The sequence below is a fragment of the Rhodococcus sp. UNC23MFCrub1.1 genome (assembly GCF_000686025.1).
Taxonomy (GTDB): Bacteria; Actinomycetota; Actinomycetes; order Mycobacteriales; family Mycobacteriaceae; genus Rhodococcoides.
This window is the reverse complement of sequence record NZ_JMLQ01000006.1, coordinates 132,053-156,296: the sequence shown is the minus strand read 5'-3', so window position 1 is coordinate 156,296 and position 24,244 is coordinate 132,053. Positions and strand designations below refer to the sequence as shown.

25 protein-coding genes and 1 riboswitch are annotated in these 24,244 nt (G+C 69.4%); of the genes, 10 read left to right on the top strand and 15 right to left on the bottom strand.

Annotation, left to right across the window (positions count from 1 at the left end):
• Positions 1-17: 17 nt before the first annotated feature.
• Together BR07_RS0115590 and BR07_RS0115585 are read right to left on the bottom strand one after the other, a co-directional pair.
• Positions 18-494, bottom strand: coding sequence for a LytR C-terminal domain-containing protein (locus BR07_RS0115590; RefSeq protein WP_051613453.1), 477 nt, complete (start codon positions 492-494; stop codon positions 18-20).
• A 128-nt stretch (positions 495-622) separates the two neighbouring features.
• Complete coding sequence (locus BR07_RS0115585; protein WP_027506241.1) at positions 623-931, bottom strand: DUF3263 domain-containing protein; 309 nt, start codon at positions 929-931, stop codon at positions 623-625.
• 271 nt (positions 932-1,202) lie between these two features.
• Here BR07_RS0115585 and BR07_RS0115580 point away from each other — a divergent pair, with 271 nt between their 5' ends.
• From BR07_RS0115580 to BR07_RS24865, 3 genes are read left to right on the top strand one after another with little or no spacing between them, the layout of a single operon-like run.
• Positions 1,203-1,799, top strand: coding sequence for a peptide deformylase (locus BR07_RS0115580; RefSeq protein WP_027506240.1), 597 nt, complete (start codon positions 1,203-1,205; stop codon positions 1,797-1,799).
• Positions 1,796-2,725 carry an N-acetylglutamate synthase, CG3035 family gene (locus BR07_RS0115575; RefSeq protein ID WP_027506239.1) on the top strand — a complete coding sequence of 310 codons (930 nt, stop codon included), beginning with the start codon at positions 1,796-1,798 and terminating at the stop codon, positions 2,723-2,725. The genes BR07_RS0115580 and BR07_RS0115575 overlap by 4 nt, the downstream gene beginning before the upstream one ends.
• Positions 2,726-2,736: 11 nt before the next feature.
• Positions 2,737-3,570, top strand: coding sequence for an exodeoxyribonuclease III (locus BR07_RS24865; protein ID WP_051613452.1), 834 nt, complete (start codon positions 2,737-2,739; stop codon positions 3,568-3,570).
• Here the strand turns inward: BR07_RS24865 and BR07_RS24860 are convergent.
• On the bottom strand, positions 3,477-3,857 hold the full coding sequence (locus BR07_RS24860) for a GNAT family N-acetyltransferase (RefSeq protein ID WP_051613451.1): 381 nt from the start codon (positions 3,855-3,857) through the stop codon (positions 3,477-3,479). The genes BR07_RS24865 and BR07_RS24860 overlap by 94 nt on opposite strands.
• Before the next feature lie 87 nt (positions 3,858-3,944).
• Positions 3,945-4,271, bottom strand: coding sequence for a GNAT family N-acetyltransferase (locus BR07_RS0115560; protein ID WP_027506238.1), 327 nt, complete (start codon positions 4,269-4,271; stop codon positions 3,945-3,947).
• Positions 4,272-4,481: 210 nt separating this feature from the next.
• Here BR07_RS0115560 and thiD point away from each other — a divergent pair, with 210 nt between their 5' ends.
• Positions 4,482-5,336: a bifunctional hydroxymethylpyrimidine kinase/phosphomethylpyrimidine kinase gene (gene thiD, locus BR07_RS0115555; RefSeq protein ID WP_027506237.1), complete on the top strand. Its 855-nt coding sequence runs from the start codon at positions 4,482-4,484 to the stop codon at positions 5,334-5,336.
• Here the strand turns inward: thiD and BR07_RS24855 are convergent.
• The 7 genes from BR07_RS24855 to thiO form a co-directional block, all read right to left on the bottom strand.
• Positions 5,298-6,116, bottom strand: coding sequence for an adenylate/guanylate cyclase domain-containing protein (locus BR07_RS24855; RefSeq protein WP_197027813.1), 819 nt, complete (start codon positions 6,114-6,116; stop codon positions 5,298-5,300). The genes thiD and BR07_RS24855 overlap by 39 nt on opposite strands.
• Positions 6,117-6,158: 42 nt before the next feature.
• Complete coding sequence (locus BR07_RS0115545) at positions 6,159-7,643, bottom strand: M28 family peptidase (RefSeq protein ID WP_037186210.1); 1,485 nt, start codon at positions 7,641-7,643, stop codon at positions 6,159-6,161.
• Between the two features lie 25 nt (positions 7,644-7,668).
• Positions 7,669-8,463 (bottom strand): ABC transporter permease, encoded by a 795-nt coding sequence (locus BR07_RS0115540; RefSeq protein WP_027506235.1) that lies wholly within the window; start codon positions 8,461-8,463, stop codon positions 7,669-7,671.
• Positions 8,460-9,449, bottom strand: a complete 990-nt coding sequence (locus tag BR07_RS0115535; protein ID WP_037186208.1) for an ABC transporter ATP-binding protein — start codon at positions 9,447-9,449, stop codon at positions 8,460-8,462. Before BR07_RS0115535 ends, BR07_RS0115540 begins: the two co-directional genes overlap by 4 nt.
• A gap of 102 nt (positions 9,450-9,551) precedes the next feature.
• A complete protein-coding gene (locus BR07_RS0115530; protein WP_027506233.1) occupies positions 9,552-10,310 on the bottom strand; it encodes a thiazole synthase in 759 nt (252 codons plus the stop codon).
• Positions 10,303-10,509 (bottom strand): sulfur carrier protein ThiS, encoded by a 207-nt coding sequence (gene thiS / locus BR07_RS0115525; protein ID WP_027506232.1) that lies wholly within the window; start codon positions 10,507-10,509, stop codon positions 10,303-10,305. The genes BR07_RS0115530 and thiS overlap by 8 nt, the downstream gene beginning before the upstream one ends.
• A 9-nt stretch (positions 10,510-10,518) precedes the next feature.
• Positions 10,519-11,613: a glycine oxidase ThiO gene (thiO, locus tag BR07_RS0115520; RefSeq protein ID WP_027506231.1), complete on the bottom strand. Its 1,095-nt coding sequence runs from the start codon at positions 11,611-11,613 to the stop codon at positions 10,519-10,521.
• A riboswitch (TPP riboswitch) is annotated at positions 11,606-11,713 on the bottom strand. Its footprint overlaps the gene before it by 8 nt.
• Positions 11,714-11,818: 105 nt before the next feature.
• On the opposite strand from thiO, the gene thiE reads away from it, so the two are divergent.
• Entirely contained in the window at positions 11,819-12,502 is a 684-nt protein-coding gene (thiE, locus tag BR07_RS0115515; RefSeq protein WP_027506230.1) for a thiamine phosphate synthase, read from the top strand.
• A 3-nt stretch (positions 12,503-12,505) separates the two neighbouring features.
• Here thiE and BR07_RS0115510 read toward each other — a convergent pair whose 3' ends face one another.
• Positions 12,506-13,198 (bottom strand): NUDIX hydrolase, encoded by a 693-nt coding sequence (locus BR07_RS0115510; RefSeq protein ID WP_027506229.1) that lies wholly within the window; start codon positions 13,196-13,198, stop codon positions 12,506-12,508.
• Between the two features lie 118 nt (positions 13,199-13,316).
• On the opposite strand from BR07_RS0115510, the gene BR07_RS0115505 reads away from it, so the two are divergent.
• The 3 genes from BR07_RS0115505 to BR07_RS0115495 are packed head-to-tail and all read left to right on the top strand — an operon-like array spanning position 13,317 to position 17,922.
• Positions 13,317-14,627: a hypothetical protein gene (locus BR07_RS0115505; protein ID WP_051613449.1), complete on the top strand. Its 1,311-nt coding sequence runs from the start codon at positions 13,317-13,319 to the stop codon at positions 14,625-14,627.
• A complete protein-coding gene (locus tag BR07_RS0115500; protein WP_027506227.1) occupies positions 14,627-15,598 on the top strand; it encodes a glutamate ABC transporter substrate-binding protein in 972 nt (323 codons plus the stop codon). Before BR07_RS0115505 ends, BR07_RS0115500 begins: the two co-directional genes overlap by 1 nt.
• Before the next feature lie 2 nt (positions 15,599-15,600).
• Positions 15,601-17,922 carry a serine/threonine-protein kinase gene (locus BR07_RS0115495; RefSeq protein WP_051613448.1) on the top strand — a complete coding sequence of 774 codons (2,322 nt, stop codon included), beginning with the start codon at positions 15,601-15,603 and terminating at the stop codon, positions 17,920-17,922.
• Here BR07_RS0115495 and BR07_RS0115490 read toward each other — a convergent pair whose 3' ends face one another.
• Positions 17,923-19,110 carry an acetate kinase gene (locus BR07_RS0115490; protein WP_027506225.1) on the bottom strand — a complete coding sequence of 396 codons (1,188 nt, stop codon included), beginning with the start codon at positions 19,108-19,110 and terminating at the stop codon, positions 17,923-17,925.
• Positions 19,107-21,224, bottom strand: coding sequence for a phosphate acetyltransferase (pta, locus tag BR07_RS0115485; protein WP_027506224.1), 2,118 nt, complete (start codon positions 21,222-21,224; stop codon positions 19,107-19,109). Before pta ends, BR07_RS0115490 begins: the two co-directional genes overlap by 4 nt.
• A gap of 159 nt (positions 21,225-21,383) precedes the next feature.
• Between pta and BR07_RS0115480 the strand changes: the two genes are divergently transcribed.
• The gene (locus tag BR07_RS0115480) at positions 21,384-22,790 is read left to right on the top strand and encodes a DHA2 family efflux MFS transporter permease subunit (RefSeq protein ID WP_051613447.1); all 1,407 of its coding nucleotides are present in this window, start codon (positions 21,384-21,386) and stop codon (positions 22,788-22,790) included.
• The gene (locus tag BR07_RS24850; RefSeq protein ID WP_081821339.1) at positions 22,783-23,253 is read left to right on the top strand and encodes a MarR family winged helix-turn-helix transcriptional regulator; all 471 of its coding nucleotides are present in this window, start codon (positions 22,783-22,785) and stop codon (positions 23,251-23,253) included. Before BR07_RS0115480 ends, BR07_RS24850 begins: the two co-directional genes overlap by 8 nt.
• On the opposite strand, the gene fgd is transcribed toward BR07_RS24850, so the two are convergent.
• Entirely contained in the window at positions 23,213-24,226 is a 1,014-nt protein-coding gene (gene fgd / locus BR07_RS0115470) for a glucose-6-phosphate dehydrogenase (coenzyme-F420) (RefSeq protein ID WP_027506222.1), read from the bottom strand. The genes BR07_RS24850 and fgd overlap by 41 nt on opposite strands.
• Positions 24,227-24,244 lie beyond the last annotated feature (18 nt).

Genomic DNA, 24,244 nt, shown 5'->3' with positions numbered 1-24,244 from the left:
GCTGACCTGAACTCTAGTCACCCGGTGACGATGACGATGATGCCGGGCGTGGAGGACTCGATGCCCTCGAAACGTGGTTCGACACCGAAGCCCAGTGTGGTCGCGATGCGTTCGGCCTCGGCCTGCTGACCGGACACCGACGGGTCGTAGTAGACCGTGGAGGCCGCGATGGTGCCGCTGCTGTAGTTGCCGGTCTCGCCGACCGTGAAACCGGCCGACTCGAGCGTCTGCGCCACCTCGGCGGCCAGTCCGCTGACATTGCTGTTGTTGAGCACGCGCAACGACTGTGCCGCGGCCGTGGTGGAGGACGGCGCACTGGTCGTCGTCGTGGCGGCCGACCCGGCGCTCGCGTCGGACTGCGGCATGGCGGGTGCTGCCGCAGCGGCGGTGGTGGTCACGGCCGCTGCGGTGGAGGTGGGCGTGTCCTCGTCCGAGCCCGTGAGGGAGAAGAACCCGAGACCTGCGAAGACGACGGCCAGCGACAGCAGAACCATGGCCAGCGCTCGCAACGGTGGGCCGGACGAGTCCGGGGTCGGAGTGCTCGCGGAGGTCTGATCAGTCACGCTGCGAGCCTAGCGACTCGGCCGAACCGGGTGACCGGGGCGGCGCGGGACGACACCCGTCAGATCTCGAAGCCGAGTCGACGCGCAGCGCGTGCCTTCTGCCGGCTCGCGCGCAGACGTCGCAGGCGCTTCACGAGCATCGGGTCCGCGGCCAGCGCCTCCGGCTTGTCCACCAGGGCGTTGAGCACCTGGTAGTAGCGGGTCGCCGACATGTCGAACAGTTCCTTGATCGCTTCTTCCTTCGCGCCGGCGTACTTCCACCATTGGCGCTCGAACGAGAGAATGTCGTGTTCCCGGCGGGAGAGTCCGTCACTCGGCTCGTCGGCCCCGTCGGCTCGCCCGTGACTTCGCGCTGCAGCGCTGTCCATCTCACTCCTGTCGTCTGTGCCGCCCTCGGCATCGCGTCTCGCGAGCTCTGCCGTCGACCTCGGGCTGTGCCGTGTGAACCCGGCCGTGACCGTGTTCTCGCGCGTCCCCCGGACCCGAAGAGGTCCGCGCACGGCGGTGAATCACATCCGTGTCGTTCGCCGCCAATCTAACCACGGACCGGGCTCCGGGATGCGGCGACACCGCGGCGCGTCTCGGCCCGGCCGACCGGACCAGAAATCGTCCACCGGGCGGGCAGTATCCTTCTGGACCATGGCAATTCTCCCCATCCGTATCGTCGGTGACCCGGTGCTGCACACCCCCACCCAGCAGGTCACGGCGTCGCCCGCGGAACTCGAGACGTTGATCGCGGACATGTACGACACGCTCGAGGCCGCCAAGGGTGTCGGACTGGCCGCCAACCAGGTGGGTGAACCGCTCCGCCTGTTCATCTACGACTGCCCCGACCACAGCGAGGACGGCACGGTGACGCGCCGCCGCGGCGAGGTGATCAACCCGGTTCTCGAGACGTCGGAGATTCCCGAGACGATGCCCGATCCGGACGACGACGACGAGGGGTGCCTCTCGGTTCCCGGCGAGCAGCACCCGACGGGTCGGGCCGAGTGGGCGCGTGTCACCGGAACCGATGCGAAGGGTGAGCCCGTCGACATCGAGGGGCACGGTTTCTTCGCGCGCATGCTGCAGCACGAGGTGGGCCACCTCGACGGTTTCCTCTACGTCGACGTGCTGGTCGGACGCAACGCGCGGGCGGCGAAGAAGGCCATCAAGAAGAACGGGTGGGGCGTACCCGGGCTGAGCTGGATCCCCGGCACCGTCGCGGATCCGTTCGGCCACGACGACGACGAGTGACTCGGGACGCCCCGGTTCCGGGCTCGCGGGTGGTGCTGCGGTACCGCCTGCCGGACGGGTCGACCCCGCCGTTCACCGACGTGATCGGCATCCTCGCGGCGTCCGGCACCGCGGTGACCGTGCAGCCGGAGTCCGGTGACCCGGTGACCGTGCCGGCCGAGCGCATCGTCGCACTCAAGGCGTTGGCACCTCGGCCCGTCCGCAATTCGGAGATCCGCGGTCTCGAGAGTGCGGCGGCCGATGCGTGGCCGGGCCTCGAGCAGGAGTGGATCGGTGGATGGCTGCTCCGCGCCGGCGCCGGCGTGACCCGACGAGGCAATTCGGCGAGCCCCCTGCGTCCCGACGCGTCCGCCGTCGACCTGCCGGCCGTCGCCGCCTGGTACCGCGACCGGGACCTGCAACCCTCGCTGTCGTTGCCGGACCGACTTCTCCGGGCGCCGGCGGGATGGAGCCTGTCGGCCGAGGCACTGGTGCTGACGCTGCCGATCCCGTCGTCGACCGGGCCGGACACGGACACGGACACGGACACCGAGCGCATCGCCGCGCCCGACGACCGATGGCTGGCGCACCATCCCCGCTACCGGCATCGTCCGGACCTCCTCACCGCGGTCCACGATGGTGTCGTGACCTTTCTCCGACGAGGCGACACCGCGGTCGCCCGCGCTGCCGTCACCGCATCGCCGACCGGACGACGCTGGGTCGGCATCACCGCGGTGGCCACTCGACCCGACGAGCGTCGGCGCGGTCACGGGTCCGCGGTGTGTGCCGAAGCGATGCGGTGGGGTGCCGACCACGGCGCGACGCACGCCTACGTCCAGGTCGAGGTGGACAACGACGAGGCGCGATCGCTGTACGAGCGCCTCGGCTTCACTGAGCATCATCGCTACCGCTACGCGAGCCCGGAGGGTGTCACCGCCCCGGGCTAGGGTCGCTCACCGTGCGCCTGGCTACCTGGAACGTGAACTCCGTCCGCTCGCGAGTCGACCGCATCGTCGACTGGCTCGAGCGCTCCGACACCGACGTTCTCGCGATTCAAGAGACGAAGTGCAAGGACGATCAGTTCCCGTACCAGCGCTTCACCGACATCGGGTACCAGGTCGCGCACGTGGGCACGAGTCAGTGGAACGGTGTCGCCATCGCGTCACGCGTCGGGCTCGACGACGTGCAGATCGGGTTCGAGAACCAGCCGGGGTTCAGCAAGGACCCGGAGGTCCCGCCCGCCGACGAGGCCCGGGCCATCAGCGCGACCTGCGGGGGCGTGCGCGTCTGGAGCCTGTACGTCCCCAACGGACGGTCCCTCGAGGACCCGCACTACCGCTACAAGCTGGACTGGCTCGCGACCCTGCGCGACGACGCCCGGTCGTGGCTCGCCGCCGATCCGCAGGCACGCATCGCGTTGGTCGGTGACTGGAACGTGGCCCCCACCGACGACGACGTCTGGGACCCGGCGCTGTTCGAGGGCCGCACGCACACCTCGGGACCGGAGCGCGACGCGTTCCGAGCCATCGTCGACGAAGGATTCGCGGACGTGGTGCGACCGTTCACCCCCGGCCCCGGTGTCTACACCTACTGGGACTACACGCAGCTGCGTTTCCCGCGCCGCGAAGGGCTCCGCATCGACTTCGTGCTGGCCTCACCCGCACTCGCGGCGCAGGTCACCGACGCCTCGATCGATCGTCAGGAGCGCAAGGGGAAGGGCGCCAGCGACCACGCGCCGGTCGTCGTCGAGCTGGGCGGGGACGCCGCGGTGACCGAGCCGGCCGGGGCCTGATCGGCCACCATGTCGAGGTACTCGATGTTCGCGCCGATGAATCGCCGCACGTAGGAACACTGGGGCCAGATCGACAGGTCACCGATACGCAGGATGTCGAGGGCGCCGCGCACGAGGACCGCTGCCCACCCGTGGTCGCCGAACTCCTCCTTGACGACGGTGTGCTGGAGCACGACCGTGTCGCTGTCGGGTGCGACCTCGTACGCGAGGATGCCGACGAGCGCATCGCCGACGGTCAGGACGAAGCGCGAGTTGCTCGGATCGTCCGACACGAGACTGGTGTCCATGACAACAGTTCACCATCGATGTTGTGACGGATGGTGTTCCTGTGACTGTTGATGCGCAATCGCGACGAAGTCGTCACGGTGTCGAGATCAGTCGGCGGTCACCATGTCGCGGTACTCGGGGTTCTCGGCGACGAAGCGCTGCACGTAGGTGCAGACCGGCTTGACCTTCCAGCCGTAGCCGCGAGCAGCGTCGAGGGAGTTGCGGACCATGATGGCGGCGAGGCCGCGATGCCCGAAGTCCTCGGTGATGACGGCATGCATGAAGCTGACGACGGGCTGACGACGCGCACCGCGTCCGATGGAGTCGACGGGGAAGTACCCGACGATCCCGACGAGGTCACCGTTGAGCCGGAGCTCGAACCGGTTCTGGTGCGGGTTGTCTGTCACATCGGTGACGGGCGCATCCGACAGCATCATTCTTCTCCTGGCGGCCGTGGGGCTCACCCGGTTCCTGTGCGAACCCGGGCGCGGGGCGGGACACGAGCAGCCTCGTCGCCGCGGTCGTGTGCATCACATGGGTGCATGTGACGTAGACCACTATTGCACAGGATTCGCGTCTTCGCCGGGGGAGCGGGTGAATATGTGGCGAACTCACTGGAAAAGCGCTCGAGTACAGTTCGGCGTGTGACAACGCTGCCTCTGGCACCTTCCGGGACGACGCCACTGCGCGTCCTCACCATCGCCGGCACCGACTCCGGCGGCGGCGCCGGAATCCAGGCCGACTCGCGCACCATCGCTCTGTGCGGACTGCATGCCTGCGTCGCGGTCGCCGCCGTGACGGTGCAGAACACGGTGGGAGTCAGCGGTTTTCACGAGATCCCACCCGCCGTGGTGGCCGACCAGGTGCGAACGGTGGTGTCGGACATCGGCATCGGCGCGGCCAAGACCGGCATGCTGGCGTCCACCGCCATCATCGAGGCCGTCACCGACGTGTGCACCGAGGTCGGGATCGGCCGCGGTGGCTCGGTACCGCTCGTCGTGGACCCGGTCTCGGCGTCGATGCACGGCGATTCCCTCCTGCACGCCGATGCGCTGGATGCGCTGCGCACCAGACTCATTCCCCTCGCCACGATCGTCACGCCCAACCTCGACGAGGTCCGACTGCTCACCGGCATCGACGTCGAGGACGAGGTGACGGCGCGACGGGCCGCCGAGGCACTGCACGCTCTCGGCGCCCAGTGGGCCGTCGTCAAGGGTGGGCACCTGCGGACCTCGTCGTCGAGCACCGATCTGCTCTTCGACGGTGAGCGGATGCTCGAGTTCACGAACCCTCGTATCGACACGGGCAACGATCACGGCGGCGGCGACACCCTCGCCGCAGCGCTGGCGTGCGCCCTCGCCCACGGCTACGCGGTGCCGGACGCGTTCGAGTTCGCGAAGGAGTGGGTCACGAAGTCGCTCGAGGCCGCGTACGACCTCGGCCACGGGCACGGCCCGGTCTCACCGCTCTGGCGACTGCACCAGTCGGCTGATGCGTAGATCCTCCGGAACACCGGTCAGCTTCGGCGAGAACAACCCGCGCCGGTAGGGCTTGGTGGCCAGCCCGACGGTGTCCAGCACCTCGGGTGACACCAGATCCAGCGCGGCGTTCGAGATCATGACGTTGCCGTCGGCACCGGTCTGCATGACGCGCGCGGCCACGGTGACGTCGACGCCGAGCCAGTCCGATCCGACGGCGCGCGGACAGCCGGTGTGGATGCCGACGCGCATCCGCGGGGTGTAGCCGTTCACGTCGACACGCGCCAGAGCAGTCTGCGCCTCGAAGACGGCCCGCACCGCGTTGTCCGCGCTGGGGAAGACGGCCATCAGCCCGTCCCCCAGGCGTTTCACGATGTGACCGCCGCGATCGAGCATCGGCCGCTCGACCGCACGGGCGACCTGCTTGAGCAGCACCAGCGTGGTGGCGTCACCGGCGGACAGCGACCACGTGGAGAAGCCGACCAGATCGGTGAAGACGATGGTGACCTCGCGTTCGCCCCGCCCGCGGCCCGCGCGTTCGAGCACCGCCTGCCACACCTGCAGCGCACCCAGCGAGAGTTCCTTCGAGGCGCCGGGAGCGTCGCCCTGCAGCCGGTCGGTGACCCGCGCGACCATGCGCGCGGCTCCGGGTCCGGCCGTCGAGAGCGGATCGCCGAACGACGGATCACCGGGCAGCACTCCGCGTACGCGGCGGACCAGTTCGACCACCCGCGGCGTCCGGTTGACGGTGCGGGCAGCGTCGGCGGCCCGACGGGCGGCGTCACCTGCGCTGATCTTCACCGCTCGACCTTATCTTGTCGTTACTCCGAGTGACAGTAAACGTCACTCGGCCTGACGGGCAGCGTCTCGATCGGCACCCACGGGGACGCCGTTCGGGCCCGTCACCGACTCGGCGTACGTGCCGATGCCGTAGGCGACGGCCTTCGAGTTGATGCCGAGAGCCTCCCGGTCGACGTTCTCGAGCGTGTCCTCGGCGGTGTGGTAATTCGGGTCGAAGGGCTCGTTCGCCGTCCCGCCCCAGCGCGCGGCCTGCTCCTCGGTCTTCACGTCGTCCGCGCCGCTGAAGACACCTCCCGAGGGGATGCCGACCTCGATGAAGGGGCCGTAGTCCGAGCGACCGTCGAAGTCGGTGCCGTCGGCGTCCTGCGTCGTGAGCTGCTCCTCGAAGACTCGCTCGATCGCGTCCGAGCCGGTGGGGCCGGCGGGCTCGCCGACCTGATCCGAGTCGTCTCCGTCGTAGACGAGGTAGCCGGCGTTGTTCGACCCGACCATGTCGAAGTTCAGGTAGAGCGCGATCGCGGCCTTGTCCTCGTCGGACAGTCCCTCGACGTACTTCGTGGATCCGACCAGACCGAGTTCCTCCGCGCCCCAGAACCCGAACCGCACGGCGTTGGTCACGTCCGGCGAGCCACCCATCTGCAGAGCGGACTCGAGCACGGCGGCGGTACCGGTGCCGTTGTCGTTGATGCCCGGGCCCTCGGGGACCGAGTCGAGATGCGCTCCCGCCATGACGACGTTCTCGGTGGATCCCGTCGTGGTCTGCGCGAGAATGTTGCGGCTGGTCGTGGTCTCGGTCTCCGCGGCGAGCGTGATCTGCGCGGTGGTCGGGGCCGCGGCCAGAGCGGCACCGTCCTCACGGCTGACACCCACCGACGGGATGCGGGCATCCTCCTTCGCGCCGAGCGTGCCGGCGTCGAGCGGACCGTCCTCGTTGTTGGACACGATGATCGCGGCGGCGCCGCGCTCGGCGGCGATCTGCCCCTTCTGCGCGAAAGAGCACACCCCGCGCGGGACCAGAGCGACCGCGCCGGTCAGCGTGAGGCCGTCGTAGTCGGTGGCCTCGCAGCCGGGTGAGTCGTCGGCAGGTGCTGCCACGATCGGACCGGAGACCCCACCGGCGGGCGTGGCCGGTGAGTACGTGAACGCGCTCACCGGCACGTCGCGGTCGGCAGCGCGCAGCGCCACCGAGTCGAGGGTGTAGCTGTCGAACGAGAACTCGGGCGTCTCGACGTCGAAGCCCGCGTCCCGCAGTGTGCCGGCCACGTAGTCGACGCTGGCGTCGTATCCGGCGGTGCCGGCGGCGCGATTCCCGTCGTGCGCGTCGGCGATGTCGGAGAGCTCCTGCAGGTGGCTCACCACCGCGTCGAGGGTGACGGCCTCGGACAGCGAGGAACCCGTGACCGGTGCGGCCACGGGTTCCTCGGACGGGGCGGCTTCCTCACCGGACGAGCCGGAGGAGCAGGACGACAGCGCGAGCACTCCCGCCGCACAGATCGCGATGGACAGGGTCGATCGTGTCGTCCGCATGAACGTCACCCTAACGAAAGAGCGGTCACGCGTCTCGCTTGTTCACCACCACCACTGCGGCGCCGAAGACGACGGCGACGAAGGCCGCGAAGTAGGCCAGGCTGCCCCACGGTCCCCAGTGGTACTCCACTCCACCGGGCGAACCGAGGAAGTTGTTCGCGTTCATGAACGGGAGGAAGGGCATGATGTCGCGCCCGATGCTGCCGAACAGGTTGAACAGCGACTCGATCAACAGCGGCCACAGGAGCAGCAGTGCGATCGCGGCGGCCGACTGTCGCAGCAGCGCACCGACTCCCACGGCGAGGACGACGCACAGGAAGGCGTAGATCGGGACACCGTAGATGGCACGCCACGCGTCCGAACCCTCGAGCACGAGTGCGGCGCCCGCATCGGGACCGGCCGTGGCCTTCGCGATGTAGAACGCGCCCAGCGTGAGCACCAGGGACAACACCGCACCGAAGACGCCGATGAGCAGCGCCTTCACGCCGAGTACCGAGGCACGGCTGGGGATGGCCTGGAACGTGGTCCGGATGATGCCGAAGCGATACTCGCTGGTGATCGACAGCGCCGCGAGAATCATGAGCACGAGAACGCCGAACCCGCTGACGCCGGCGACGGCGTCCGCGAGGGTCGGCAGGTACGGCTCGAAGCCGGGGTCGTTTCCGGCGGCGATGTCGTTCTGCACGGTGGTGACCGTCGACTTGGCCGTGATGCCGATGACGGCACCGATGCCCAGCCCGAGCGCCACGATGATGACGGTGCACCACCACGGCGACTTCGTCGAGGTGAGTTTGATTCGTTCCGCTGCAAGCACACTCATCGCAGTGCCCCTCCCATTGAATCCGACCGGCCTCCGGCCTGCCCGCTCACGTCATTGTCGGTACCGGTACCGGCGCCGTGGTACTGCACGTCGTCACCGGTGAGTTTCATGAACGCGTCCTCGAGCGAACCGTGCTGGGACGCCAGCTCGTGCAGGACGATGTTGTGGCGCGCGGCGATCTCGCCGATCGCCTCCGTGGTGGACTCGGCCACCACGAGGGTCGGATGCACCTGATCGAGGCTGCTGGGCTCCTTGACCGTCAGACCTGCCGACGTGAGCGCGCTGCGCAGGGCGTCGAGCTGGGGGCTGCGGACGCGGACCGACGCCTCCGAGGCGCGGTCGACGAACTCCTGCACGGACGAGTCCGAGATGAGCCGGCCGCGGCCGATGACGATCAGTTGTTCTGCGGTGAGCGCCATCTCGGAGAGCAGGTGCGAGGACACCAGCACGGTCCGCCCCTCGGCGGCGAGGCGCTGCATGAACTTGCGGATCCAGACGATGCCCTCGGGATCGAGTCCGTTGACCGGCTCGTCGAACATCAGGACCTTCGGGTCACCGAGCAACGCACCGGCCAGACCGAGTCGCTGCGACATGCCGAGGGAGAACCCGCCGGCCTTCTGCTTGGCCACCTCGGACAGACCGACGAGGCGGAGCACCTCGTCGACGCGGGACGAGGCTATGCCGTTGGAGGCCGCCATCCACTGCAGGTGAGCACGCGCGGATCTGTTGGGGTGCACCCACTTCGCGTCGAGCAGAGCGCCGACGGTGCGAATGGGATTCTTCAGCTCACGGTAGGGCCGACCCTCGATGAGTGCCGTTCCGGACGTGGGCTGATCGAGCCCGAGGATCATCCGCATCGTGGTGGACTTGCCGGCACCGTTGGGGCCGAGGAAGCCCGTCACGATACCCGGGCGCACCGTGAAGGAGAGATCGTCCACGGCTTTCTTCGCGCCGAACTGTTTGGTCAAACCTGTCACTTCGATCATGTGCATCAGGATGCCCGAGCAGGACCACCGACCACATCGCTCCCGGGTCTCGACCCGGGTCATCCGAAGGGATGACGCGACCCTGAGCCGCCCCCGGGGTGGTCAGTCGACGTCGGGCGAGGACGCCTGCGCCCAGAACCGTTTCGGGATCCGGCCCGCCAGCGCCGCCGATCGTCCGCCGCGCACCGCATCGGCCATGGCGGAGGCCATCATTCGCGGATCACGAGCGCGTGTGACCGCGGTGGCGAGCAGCACCGCCGAGCACCCCAGCTCCATGGCGAGTGCCGCGTCGCTCGCCGTGCCGATGCCGGCGTCGAGCACCACGGGAACCCCCGCGGCCGAGGTGATCATCTCGATGTTGTGCGGATTCGCGATGCCCAGCCCCGTCCCGATGGGCGATCCGAGCGGCATGACCGCGGCGCACCCCACGTCCTCGAGGCGACGCGCGAGCACCGGATCGTCGGTGGTGTAGGGCAACACGACGAAATCGTCGTCGACGAGTTGCTCCGCGGCGCGCACCAGCTCGATGGCGTCGGGCAGGAGGGTCCGCTCGTCCGCGATCACCTCGAGCTTGATCCAGTCGGTCTCCAGCGCCTCTCGTGCCAACTGCGCGGTGAGCACGGCCTCGGCGGCGCCGCGACATCCCGCAGTGTTGGGCAGCAGGGCGATGCCGAGGCGCGTGAGGAGATCGAGCACCCCGGTGCCGCCCGAGGCGTCGACGCGGCGCAGAGCGACGGTGGTGAGTTCCGTCCCCGATGCGACGAGGGCCTCCTCCAGCACCGCGAGGTTGGCCGCGCCCCCGGTCCCCATGATCAGGCGAGAGGTGAAGGTACGGTCGGCGATGGTCAACTGATCAGCCACCCTGCACCGCCGTCAGCACCTCGATGGTCCAGCCGCGGCCCACGTCCTCGCCCCACCGCGAGCGCGGCAGCACGATTCCGTCCACCGCCACGGCGATGCCCTTCTCGGGAAGACCCAGCTGGGTCAGCATGTCCTGCACCGTCGTGCCAGGCTCGAGGTCGTGATCCGCACCGTTGACGGTGACACCCACTGCGGTCATGTTCGTCTCCTACCGTGCCCGAGTCCGCGTGAGACTCGAAAACCGTTCGGGGAGAGCGCATGCCGCTTCCGTCAACGGCTCGCCCTCCAGTTCTGCCACCACGGCGTCCGCCGTGACGGGCGCGAGCAGCACCCCGTTGCGACCGTGGCCGGCGGCGACGATCACGCGGTCGTCCCACCGCCCGACCACGGGGATGTTGTCGGGGCTCCCCGGCCGCAGGCCCGCCGCCGTCTCCGCCAACTCGTAGTCACCGACGGCCGGGAACACGGCCTCGGCGTCCGCCAGGAGGTCGCGGACGCCGGCGACGGTCACGGCGGTGTCGTCACCGTGCTCGTACTGCGTCGCACCGACCACCAGACCGTCGCCACGGGGGACCAGGTACACCGCGCGACCGTTGACGCTCGCGCGGACGGTACGCGTCGGCGCACTCGCCGAGCCGGGTCGCGCACGCAGGCGCAGGATCTCGCCCTTCACCGGCCGCACCGGGACGTCCGGCAGCAGACGGGACGTCGACCACCCCGCGGCGACCACCACACGATCGGTGGCGAGCGCGTCGAGGTCGGTGACGGGAGCACGCTCGATCCGCACTCCCCGGTCGCGGACCGCGGACTCCAACGCGAGCACCAACGCCCGGTTGTCCACCGACAACTCCCCCGGCGCTGACAGGCCCAGACGAACGCGCGGCGAGAGTGACGGCTCCAGAGTGCGCACCTCGCTGCGCGAGAGGATCTCGAGATCGTGGCCCTGCGCACCCACCCAGTCGGCGACAGTGCGCAGGTCCGCAGCGTCGGCCGAGTCGAACGCGACGGTCAACGATCCACTCGACACGACGACGCCCCGACCCTCCAGGTCCGCGCGCAGCACCGGATCGTGCCACCGCCGCAGCGACGCGGAACCGAGTGCCAAGAGTGCGTGTTCGCCGGGCCAGCCCTCGGACAGCGGCGCGAGCATGCCGCCCGCCACCCAGCTGGCGGCGCCGTCGCCGACAGCGCGTGCACCGAACGTCGGGTCGTGCAGGGTGACGGACCATCCCGCAGCCGCGGCGGCGCGGGCGCAGAAGAGGCCGATCACCCCACCGCCCACGACGGAGACGGATCGCTGCATGAAACTCACTTCCTCCGCCGGCATGACCCGGGTCAGGTGGTTACGGTCTGGGCGGCCTCGCCCACTCTCAGCCCCGTCCGGGACTCCCGTGTTCGTTCCCCTTCACCCTAACCGGCTGATGACCCGACCGGCCTCCGGCCTTCCCGCCATCACCCGACCGGCCTCCGGCCTTCCCGCAGAAAATGTGGGTACTACATTCACACTCGTGACGACTTCGAGGACCACCGCCCGCGAGCGGCTCGCCCCCGCCCGTCTGTATCTCTGCACCGACGCCCGCCGCGACACCGGCGACCTGGCCAAGTTCGTGGACGCGGCGCTGTCCGGGGGCGTCGACATCGTGCAGCTCCGCGACAAGGGGTCGGCGGGTGAGAAGAAGTACGGCGCCATCGAGGCGAAGGACGAGCTCGCCGCTCTCGCGGTCATCTCCGCCGCGTGCCGCCGTCACGGCGCGCTGATGGCCGTCAACGATCGTGCCGATCTGGCGCTCGCCTCGGGCGCCGACGTGCTGCACCTCGGCCAGAACGATCTGCCGGTGCACTACGCGCGCCGCATCGTGGGCCCGGACGTCGTCATCGGGCGCTCCACGCAGAACCGGGCACAGGCCACGCTCGCCGACATCGAGGACGGCGTCGACTACTTCGCCACGGGACCGGTGTGGGCGACTCCCACCAAGCCGAACCGTTCGGCCGCGGGCCTGGACGTCGTGCGTGAGGTCGCCGAATCGCATCCCACCCGGCCGTGGTTCGTCATCGGCGGGGTCGAGGAGAACAACGTCGCGCAGGCGCTCGAGGCGGGTGCGTCCCGCATCGCGGTGGTGCGGGCGATCACGCAGGCTCGCGACCCCGAGGCGGCGGCCCGTCGACTGCTCGATCTGCTGCCGTCGGTCTGACCGTCAGAGTCCGTCCGGCGACAGGACGGTGACGTCGGCGGGAACCGCCGAGCGCACCGCGTCGTCGGCCGTCACGACGACGACGCGCAGTTCGGTGTCGTTCCGGACGGCGGCGAGCGCCGCGTCCACGTTCTCGGCCCGCACGGTGTCGACGATCCACCCGAAGCTGCCGACGGCCAGTCGTACGGTGCGCGCCGGGAGGTCGTCGGGGGCGTCGGCGGCCAGGACGGCGCGGACGGGCACGGTGCGCAGCGACGGCCAACTCTCGGCGAAGGCGGGGTGCAGCGGCAGCGAGTCCACCTCGTGCTCGGCGACCCAGCGCAGTTCGGTGCTCTCACCGTTGGGAACCGTGTCGAGTTCGCGCTCCGCATCGGCGATCACAGTGGTGTAGGACCACCCCGAGTCCTCGACCTTGGTGACGTGCTCGTCCCGCACGGTCAGCAGGTCGTCGGTGATGCCCGCCTCCTCGCCGGCCTCGCGCACGGCCGCGTGGACGGCGCTCTCGTGACTGTCCCTGGCACCACCGGGCAGCGCCCACGTCCCGCCCTGATGACTCCAGGCCGCACGGTGCTGCAGCAACACCACGGAGCCCGCCGACCCGGTCGGAGCCCGCAACAGCAGACCGGCCGCGCCGTGTCGTCCCCAGTGCCGGCTCCCGTCGCTGCTGAAGACCCAGCCGTCCCCGTCACCGCGCATGGTTCACCGTCCGCATCACCCCACCTTATTGCTCCTCGCGTTGCCTGTGCTCGGACCACGGTGGGCCTATGCTCGAATCCGGACATGAGGGCGACCGATCGCGCGGGAAGGGGTCGAGGTGTCACAGCAGACGAGTGCGCTGACTCTGCGCGCGCCCGTCGACACCCGCTCCGAACGGTCGGAGTTCCTCCGTTCCACTCCCGTCCGGCTGTTGGCGGTGGGTCTTCTGGTGGTCGCGACGCTCGTGACCACCGCTCTCGTGACGACGCTGTCGGTGTCGGATCGCCAGCGCACCCTCGAACTGCTGCTCGCGCGCACCGAGCCGCTGTCCGATGCGGCGCAGAACCTGTACGTGCAGCTGTCGGTCGCGGACGCGACGGCGGCGACGGCCTTCCTCTCGGGCGGTCTGGAACCCGGCGACGTCCGTGGTCGGTACACGGACTCGCTCGGAGCGGCGGCGGGCGAGGTGGTCCGCGCGTCCACCGGACTCGCGAGCGACGACGCGACGTCGCGGCAACTGCTGGCGACGATCTCCACGAACCTGCCGCTGTACGCCGGCATCATCGAGACCGCGCGGACGAACAACCGCGTCGGCAATCCGGTGGGTTCCGCGTATCTGGCCGAGGCGTCGACCCTCATGCAGAACACGATCCTGCCGTGGGCCGAGGAACTGCACGCGGAGAAGTCCGGTGACGTGTCGGATGCGCAGCGCCAGTTCGCGACACCGCCCTGGTCGGCGTTCGTCGTGCTGGGCATCACCGTGCTCGTGCTCGTCGGCGCGCAGATGTTCCTGAGCCGGAAGACCAAGCGCACCGTCAACGTCGGTTTCGCAGGTGCCACGGTGGGCGTCGTACTGCTGCTCGGCTGGATGCTCGTCGCCGGGCTCATCTCCTCGACCGCCACCGACCGCGCTCTGGTGCGCGGCGCGGAGCCCCTGGACCTGCTCACCACCAGCCGGATCCTCGCCCAGCAGGCACGCGCCGACGAGACCATCGGCATGACGCGGCGCGGCGGCTTCGCCGACTACGAGAAGTCGTACTCCGACGCGGTGTCCGGCCTCGCCGACACCCTGGGCACACTCGCGCACGACGACGACACGCACAGTCCCCGGATGGACGACGCCCGTGCGCTGGTGTCGCTCTGGACCAGCTCGCACGACCGGATGAACGCGTCGCTGGACGTCGGCGACTTCGACACTGCCGTCACCATCGCCACCGGAACGGCTGCCGGCGACTCCAGCGACGTGTTCGGTCGGCTCGACTCGGCTCTCGTCGAGGAGATCGAGGCGTCCCGCGCGTCCCTGCGAGACGACGTCCAGCGTGCGTCGGGCGTGCTGGCCGGCCTCACCGTGGGCACCGGCATCGTGTGCGGCCTGGCCGTGCTCGCCGTCGTGGGCGGTATGTGGTCGCGTATCCGGGAGTACCTGTGATGCGCCGCGCGGCCGTGATCGCCGCCGCGCTCATCCTCGTCCTGACCGGCTGCGCGGACACCACGCCGGTGCCGGAGGCGCCGGACCGCGCCACTGTCGCCGAACCGCTGCCCGACGGGGCCACCGGCGTCACCCCGGGCGCACCGATGCCACCGGCGGAGGACTGCGGCGACCCCCGTGCGAGCCTGCGGCCCAACTACGCCGCGCCCGACGGCGCACCCGTACCCGCTCCGAACGTCGACGCGATCCGCGCCCGCGGGCGCCTCGTCGTCGGGCTGGACACCGGCAGCAATCTGTTCAGCTTCCGCGATCCCGTGAGCGGTGAGATCGTCGGCTTCGACGTCGACATCGCCCGCGAGGTCGCCCGCGATCTGTTCGGGGACCCGGACCGGCTGGAGTACCGCATCCTCGCGTCCGCCGAGCGGATCGACGCCCTGGCCGAGGGCGAGGTCGACATCGTCGTCAAGACCATGACCATCACGTGTGCCCGGCGCGAACGGGTGACCTTCTCCACCGTGTACTACCAGGCGGATCAACGGGTTCTGGCCGTCAAGGGCTCGGGCATCACGGGTGTCGGTGACCTCGGCGGTCGGCGCGTGTGCGCCGCGGCGGGCACCACGTCGTTGCTGCGCATCCAGCGTCTGCAGCCCAGTGCCCAGATCGTCAGCGTGCCCAGCTGGGCGGACTGTCTCGTGGTGCTGCAGCAGGGCGGTGTCGACGCCGTCAGCACCGACGACGCGATTCTCGCCGGACTCGCCGCCCAGGATCCGTACCTGGAGATCGTCGGGTTCTCCATCGCCGCGGAGCCGTACGGGATCGGCGTGACGCTGGGTCACGACGACCTCGTGCGCGTCGTCAACAGGACGCTCGAACGCATTCGCGGTGACGGCACCTGGAACCGCATCTACACCCAGTGGTTGTCCGTCCTCGGCCCGTCTCCCGGCGCGCCCTTTCCCGTCTACAACGGCTGATCATGAGTACCGAACCCGATCTCGAGGCGACCCGGGCCTCGTTGCGCGACGAGGATCCCGACGCCACCCGCGCCGCCCTACGCGAGCAGGACTCCGACGCGACGAGGGCCTCGGTGCGCCCCGAGGAGGACGACGCCACGCGGGCCGCGCTGCGCGAGGACACCACCGGGCGCACCTCCCGGCCGAGCCGCCGCGTACGAACCGGAAAGCGTCGTCGCCTCGGTGGTGGGCTGGTGGAACTGCCGCGCATTCCCGAGGTCGATCCCGCGACCGCTGTCATGTCGGACCCCCGCGTCCCGGAGAGCAAGCGGTTCTGCTGGAAGTGCAACGCCCCCGTCGGGCGGAGCGTCGACGGCCGGCCCGCCCATCCGTCGGGTGACTGCGACAGGTGCGGAACGCATTTCGACTTCTCCCCGCTGCTCGAACCCGGTGAGATGGTGGCCGGGCAGTACGAGGTGCAGGGGTGTATCGCGCACGGCGGACTCGGGTGGATCTACCTCGCCATCGATCGCAACGTCAGCGATCGCTGGGTCGTGCTCAAGGGCCTGCTGCACTTCGGCAACGCCGAGGCACACGCGGTGGCGATGGCGGAACGCCAGTTCCTCGCCGAGGTGACCCACCCCGGCATCGTCAAGATCTACAACTTCGTGGAGCACCCCCGCCCCCTCGCGCCCGGCTCGCAGGAGGCGCCGTCGTCGACGGGGTACATCGTCATGGAGTACGTCGGCGGTCGCACGCTGCGCCAGATCATGACCGACAACCCGACGCGCACGAAACTGCCTGTGCAGGAAGCCATCGCCTACCTCCTCGAGGTGATGCCCGCGCTGGCCTACCTGCACTCCATCGGTCTGGCGTACAACGATCTGAAACCCGAGAACGTCATGGTGACGCAGGACCAGATCAAGCTGATCGACCTGGGCGCGGTGAGCCAGCTCGAGGACTACGGGTACCTCTACGGCACGGCCGGATACCAGGCACCGGAGATCGTGCGGACCGGACCCACGGTGGCGTCCGACATCTTCACCGTGGGGCGCACTCTCGCGGTCCTGACGCTCGAGATCGCCTCGGAGCACGGGCGGTACGTGGACGGCATCCCGGAGGACGCGCCCGTCCTGCAGGAGTACCAGTTCTTCGCCCGGCTGCTCCGACGCGCGACGGCCGCCGACCCGCTCACCCGGTTCCGCAGCGCCGACGAGGCGGCGAGTCAGCTCAGTGGTGTTCTGCGCGAGATCCTCTCGCAGCAGACGGGTGACAGCCACCCGTCGCTCTCGTCGGTGTTCAGCCCGCAGCGCACCACCTTCGGCACCGACGAGCAGGTCGCCGTCACCGACGTGTACATCGACGGACGGCACCGCGTGGCCAGGCTGGATCCGCGCGACGTGGTGGCCGCGCTTCCGGTCCCCCTGATCGACACGTCGGACCCGAGCGCGCAGCTCATCGCCGCGGCCGTGCACAGCGAACCGCACCAGACGCTCGACTCGCTGCGCCTTGCCCGCGAGAACGGCCTCGATCGCACCGTGGGCGACGACTCCGTCGGGTCCGTGGAAGCGGTGCTGACCGAGGCCCGCGCGTATCTCGATCTGGGCGAGGGAGATTCGGCCGCGGAGGTGATGCGCAGGCTGGACGACGTGACGGGCAACTGGCGTGTCGACTGGCACCGCGGCACCATCGCGCTGCTGTGCCGTAACTTCGTCGACGCCGCCGACAAGTTCGACTCGGTGCTCTCCGCGATGCCCGGCGAGGTCGCACCCAAGCTCGCGCTCGCGGCGACGGCGGAACTGTTGGCGCAGCAGACCTCCGACGACGGCCACGACACGTGGTGCGCCCTGGCCGAGACGATGTACACCACGGTGTGGCGGACCGATCGCACCATCGTCAGCGCCGCGTTCGGTCTCGCCCGCAGGCTCGCGGAACGGGGTGCGCTGCTCGACGCCATCATGACTCTCGATCTGGTGCCCGCCACGTCACGGCACTACTCGATGGCACGGATGACCGGCGTACTCACACTGCTCTCCGGCTCCGCGGCCGACATGGACGAGGGTGCGCTCTACGAGGCGGCGCGGCGCGTCGAGGCGCTGCCGGCGCGCGAACCCCGTGCGCTGCAACTGCGGACGGTCGTCCTGGGCACCGCGCTCGAATGGATGGAATCCGGGCACACGCCCGAGTCCACGGTGCCGCTGCTCGGCGTGCCCTTCACGCGGGACGGCCTCCGGACGGGCGCCGAGACCGCCCTGCGATCCCTCGCCCGGACCGCGCGGACCCGGTCGCACCGCTTCGCCCTGGTGGACCTGGCCAACGCGGTGCGGCCCAAGTCCCTCTTCTGATCAGCCGATCAGGGCCACCGCGGCGCGGGCGATGGCCAACTCCTCGTTGGTGGGCACCACGAGGACCGTCACCGGGGAATCGTCCGTCGAGATGACCCGGATTCCCTTGCCGCGCTCGGCATTGCGCTCCTCGTCCAGTTCGATCCCGTACATCTCGAGGTCCGCCAGGGCCGCTGCGCGCACCTCGGCCGAATTCTCGCCCACGCCGGCGGTGAACGTGACGACGTCCACGTGGCCCAGCTCGATCATGTACGCGCCGAGGTAGCGCCGCAGGCGATGGACGTACACGTCGAAGGCCAGGGCCGCGGCCTCGTCACCGTCGTCGATGAGGCGCCGGAGCTCACGGAAGTCGGTGACACCACTCAGTCCCTTGATACCGGAGCGGCGGTTGAGCAGTTCGTCGATGGCATCGACATCCATGTCGGCACTGCGCCGTAGGTGCATCACGATGCCGGGATCGATGTCGCCGCTGCGGGTTCCCATCACGAGCCCCTCGAGCGGGGTGAGGCCCATGGACGTGTCCACCGCGACGCCGCCGCGCACGGCCGATGCCGAGGCGCCGTTGCCGAGGTGCAGCACGATCTGGTTCACGTCCGACGGCGACCGTCCCAGATGCTCTGCCACGCGGCCACTCACGTACTCGTGGGACGTGCCGTGCATCCCGTACCGCTTGATGTCGTGTTCGGCGGCGGTGGCCGCATCGATGGCGTACGTCGAGGCGGCGGCGGGGAGGGTGTGGAAGAACGCCGTGTCGAACACGGCGACCTGCGGCACGTCGGGCAGCTCCCGGCGCGCCACCTCGATCCCACGCAGGTTGGCCGGATTGTGCAGGGGCGCCAGCGCACTGAGCTCGTCGATGGTGGCCACGACCGAGTCGTCGATGAGGGTGGGCTCGCTGAAGACGGTGCCGCCGTGCACCACTCGATGTCCCACTGCCGTGATGCCCGCCTCCGCCAGGGGCAGTCCCGCGTCGGCCATCATCTCGAACGCCAGCCGGAGGCCCGTGACGTGATCGGGGATGTCGGTCGTCTTCTCCGTCGTGTCGTCGCCGCGGGTGACGGCCACGCGCCCGTCGGCGTCCCCGATGCGCTCGACGATGCCCTGCAGGACGCTGTGTCCCGAGTCGGGGTCCACCACCTGGAACTTCACCGACGACGATCCCGAGTTGACGACCAGCACCGTGCTCACTTCGCGACCTCGAGACCGTCGGTACCGGACTGGGCCTGGATGGCGGTGATCGCCACGGTGTTCACGATGTCCTGCACCAGGGCTCCTCGACTGAGATCGTTGACGGGCTTGCGCAGTCCCTGCAGGACCGGTCCCACCGCCACGGCGTTGGCGCTGCGCTGCACCGCCTTGTACGTGTTGTTGCCGGTGTTGAGGTCGGGGAAGACGAACACGGTCGCCCGGCCCGCCACCTCGGAGTCGGGCAGCTTGGACTTCGCCACCGACGGGTCGATGGCCGCGTCGTACTGGATCGGCCCCTCCACCAGCAGATCCGGCGCCCGGTCGCGGACGAGGTCGGTCGCCGTCCGGACCTTGTCCACGTCGGCACCCGATCCGGAATCGCCGGTGGAGTAGCTCAGCATCGCCACCCGCGGCTCGATGCCGAACATCGACGCGGTGGCCGCGGACGAGACGGCGATGTCGGCGAGCTGCTCCGACGTGGGATCGGGAACCACGGCGCAGTCGCCGTAGGCGAGCACCTTGTCCGCGAGACACATCAGGAAGATGCTCGAGACCGTCGAGACCCCGTCCATGGTCTTGATGATCTCGAAGGACGGCTTGATGGTGTGCGCCGTGGTGTGCGCGGCGCCCGAGACCATACCGTCGGCAATACCCTTGTGCACCATCATGGTTCCGAAGTACGAGATGTCGGACATGATGTCGCGGGCCTTGTCCTCGGTCATGCCCTTGTGCTTGCGCAGCTCGACGTACTCCGCGACGAAGTCGTCCGTGTACTCCGAGTTCGTCGGATCCAGCACGGTGGCCTCGGACAGGTCCACCCCCAGTTCCCCGGCCCTGCGCGTGATCGCCGCCTCGTCGCCGAGGATGGTCAGATCCGCGACCTGCCGTTGCAGCAGTCGTCCGGCCGCGCGCAGGATCCGGTCGTCCGACCCCTCGGGCAACACGATGTGCTTGCGGTCGGCGCGGGCCCGGTCGATGAGCTGGTACTCGAACATCTGCGGCGTCACCACCGACGGCATCGCGACGTCGAGGCGGCCCAGGATCTCGGCGGCGTCGACGTGGCGCTCCATGAGCGCCAGCGCCGTGTCGACCTTGCGTTGCGATCCGACGGCCACCCGCCCGCGAGTGGACGCGGCCACACTCGCGGTGTCGAAGGTTCCGAGTTCGGTGGTGAGGATCGGTAGTCGGGGCTGCAGACCCTCGATGAGCTTGGCGATCATGGGATGCGGTGTCAGTCCGCCGTTCATGACGATGCCGGCGAGCGACGGAAACCCCTCGGCCTCGTGGGCGTTGACGAGCGCGAGCACGACGTCGGAGCGGTCGGCCGGAGCGATGACGACGACTCCCTCGGTGAGTCGCTCGAGAATGTGCTCGGCCGTCATGCCGCCGACCATCACGCGCAGGGCCTCCCGTTGCAGCAGTTCGGCGTCGCCGCTGTAGAGCTCGCCCTTCATCGCGTGCAGCAGTTCGTCCATGGTCGGTGCGACCAGCAGCGGTACCTCGGGCAGAGCCCACGCCGGCACGTCCTCTGTCGAGAGCTGCGCGATGACGTCGTCCAACGCGTCGGGATCGCACCGGTTGGCGACGATGCCGGCCAGATGGGCGCGGTGCGTCGACAGTTCCGATCGACACACGTCGGCGAGGTGGGCGATCTCCTCGGGCGTGCGTTCGGAGCCACGCAGCGCGAGGAGCACCGGGGCGCCCAGGTTCACGGCGACGCGCGCGTTGAATCCCAGCTCGCTGGGACTGGCGATGTCGGTGTAGTCGCTGCCCACGATCACCACGGCATCGCACTGGGACGCGACGTCGTGGTAGCGGCGCACGATCTCGGCGAGCGCGGCGTCGGGATCCGCGTGCACCTCGTCGTAGGTGACGCCGAGCGACTGCTCGTACGTGGTGTCCGCGGTGGTGTGGTCGATCATGAGCTCGAGGATGTAGTCGGTCTCGGACGACGACCGAGCGATCGGCCGGAACACACCGACCCGAGCCGTCGAGGCACCGAGCATGCGCAGCAGCCCCAACGCGATGGTCGACTTGCCGGTGTCCCCCTCGGGCGACGCGATGTAGATGCTGGAGACGGGCGAGCTGGGCGTGTCTGCGGGCGCGGCGACCATGGTCTCAGCCTAATGGGCGCGCCGCCGCGGTCGTCCGAGACGATGTCCCTCGGTCGGGCTGTGATCCCGGAAACAACTCCGCACTTTCTTAGCCTACGCAAGCATAATACTTGTGTGCCCACAACTGTCGCGTCAGGCGGTCTCGACCAGCGTCACAAGATGATCGTGCTGGCCACGTGCTGCCTCAGCCTGCTCATCGTCTCGATGGACGCCACCATCGTGAACGTCGCGCTGCCCGCCATCCGCACCGAACTCGGCGCATCCGTGTCCCAGCTCCAGTGGACCATCGACGTCTACACACTGGTGCTCGCCAGTCTGCTGCTGCTGTCCGGCACCACCGCGGACCGTGTGGGGCGGCGCCGTGTCTTCCAGATCGGACTCGTCAGCTTCGCCGTCGGCTCGCTGCTCTGCAGCCTCGCCCCCACCGCCCCGGTCCTCATCCTCGCGCGCATGATCCAGGCGATCGGTGGGTCGATGCTCAACCCCGTCGCCATGTCGATCATCACGCAGGTCTTCACCGGGAAGGCCGAGCGTGCTCGGGCGATCGGTATGTGGGGGGCCGTGGTCGGCATCTCCATGGCCCTCGGTCCCATGCTCGGCGGACTGTTGATCGAGATCTCCGGATGGCGGTCCGTCTTCTGGATCAACATCCCGGTCTGTCTCGCAGCGTTCGTTCTGGCCGCCGTGTTCGTCCCCGAGTCGCGGTCGCCCGTCATGCGCGCGTTCGATCCGGTCGGTCAGCTGCTCGGTGTCGTCATGCTGGCCTCCCTGGTGTTCGGCCTCATCGAGGGTCCCTCGCTCGGATGGTCGTCGCCCATCACCCTCGCCGTGTTCGCCCTGTCCGTGGCCTCGTTCGTCGCGTTCGTCCGCTACGAGAACAGGCGCGTCGATCCGTTCATCGATCTGCGCTTCTTCCGCAGCATCCCGTTCTCATCGGCGACGATCGTGGCCGTGTGCGCCTTCGGCGGATACGGAGCGTTCCTGTTCCTCATGTCGCTGTACCTGCAGGAGGTGCGCGGCTTCAGCGCGATCGGCACGGGAGCGTCCTTCCTACCGCTCGCACTCGCCACGCTGATCTGCTCGCCGCTGTCCGGGCGGATGGTGGCGCGGTGGGGTGCCCGCCCCTCGATGACCATCGCCGGTGTGGTCATCGCCGTCGCCGGCCTGACCCTCACCCGCCTCTCCGCCACCACCCCCGTCAGCGCACTGCTGGTCATGTTCGCGATCTTCGGGGTCGGCTTCGGGCTGGTCAACGCCCCCATCACCAACGCGGCCGTCGGCGGGATGCCCCGCGATCGCGCGGGTGCGGCGTCGGCGGTCGCGTCGAGCAGCCGCCAGATCGGTGTCAGCATCGGCGTCGCGCTGTGCGGGAGCCTCACCACCGCGGGCGCCGCGGCCGGCATCGACGCGGGGTTTGCCGCCTCCACACACACGGTCTGGTGGGCTCTGTCCGCCATCGGTCTGATCGTCGCGGGCCTCGGGCTGGTCAGCGCGAGCAGGCGGGCCACGCGGACCGCGGACGACGTGGCCGCACTGTTCCGCACACCGGAGCCCGCCCGTGCCTGACCGCCGGAGCCGACCGATAGACGAGGCCTGGGCCGCGATGACCTCGCTGGTCTTCGAGAACCGCGACACCTGGCGCCGACGGGTGGCGGCCGAGGTCGACATGCCGTTCAGCCGGGTGCGGGTGCTACGGCGCCTGGTCGACGGACCGCTGACGATGAGCGCGGTGGCCACCGCGGCGGCGATGGACGCACCGGCGACCACGGTGTGCGTCAACGAACTCGAGTCTCGCGGCTACGTCCGCCGCACCGTCGACGACAGCGATCGTCGCAGCAAGCGCGTCACGATCACCGACGACGGCCGCGCCCTGATGGACCGCGTGCACGCGATCACCGACCCGGTACCCGACTCGCTCGCCGACCTCGGCGACGAGGACGCCGCGGTGCTGCACCGGATCCTGTCGGGCGCGGTGTCCTCCGGCGTCGTCAGCCCAGACGGCGCAGACGGGGCTCCAGATCGGTCTTGAACAGCTCCAGGAACCGACGCTGATCGTGACCCGGCGCGTGGAAGACCAGGTGGTTCAGGCCTGCATCGACGTACGGCTTGACCTTCTCGACGGCCTCGTCGGGATCGGAGGCGACGATCCACCGCTTCGCCACCTGCTCGATCGGCAGCTCGTCGGCGGCCTTCTCCATCTCGATCGGATCGTCGATGGAGTGCTTCTGCTCCGGCGTCAGTGACAGCGGCGCCCAGAAGCGCGTGTTCTCCAGCGCCGCATCGGCATCGGTGTCGTACGAGATCTTGATCTCGATCATGTGGTCGATGTCGCCCACGGACCGGTTCATCTTCTCCGCACCCTCGGCCACCGCGGGGATCAACTTGTCGGTGTAGAGCTCCATGCCCTTGCCGGACGTACAGATGAAGCCGTCGCCGCTGCGTCCGGCGTAGCGCGCGACCACGGGACCGCCGGCCGCCACGTACACCGGGACCCCACCCTCGGGAACGTCGTAGATCGAGGCGCCCTTGGTCTTGTAGTACTCGCCCTCGAAGTCGACGCGATCGCCCAGCCACAGCTCGCGCATCAGCGACACAGCCTCGCGCAGACGCGCGAACCGCTCCTTGAACTCCGGCCACTCACCGTCGAATCCGGTGGCGATCTCGTTCAGAGCCTCACCCGTACCCACTCCGAGCATGATCCGGTTCGGGTACAGGCACGCCATCGTCGCGAAGGCCTGCGCGATGACGGCCGGGTTGTAGCGGAACGTCGGGGTCATCACCGACGTGCCCAGCTGCAGAGTCTTCGTGCGCTCACCGACCGCGGTCATCCACGCCAGCGAGAACGGTGCGTGGCCACCCTCGTGGCGCCAGGGCTGGAAGTGGTCGCTCACGGTCGCCGAGTCCATGCCCGACGCCTCCGCCTGCACCGCGATCTCGACGAGCTCACGTGGACCGAACTGCTCGGCCGACGCCTTGTATCCCAGCTTCAGTTCCTGTGCCACGCCGAACTCCCTCGTCTA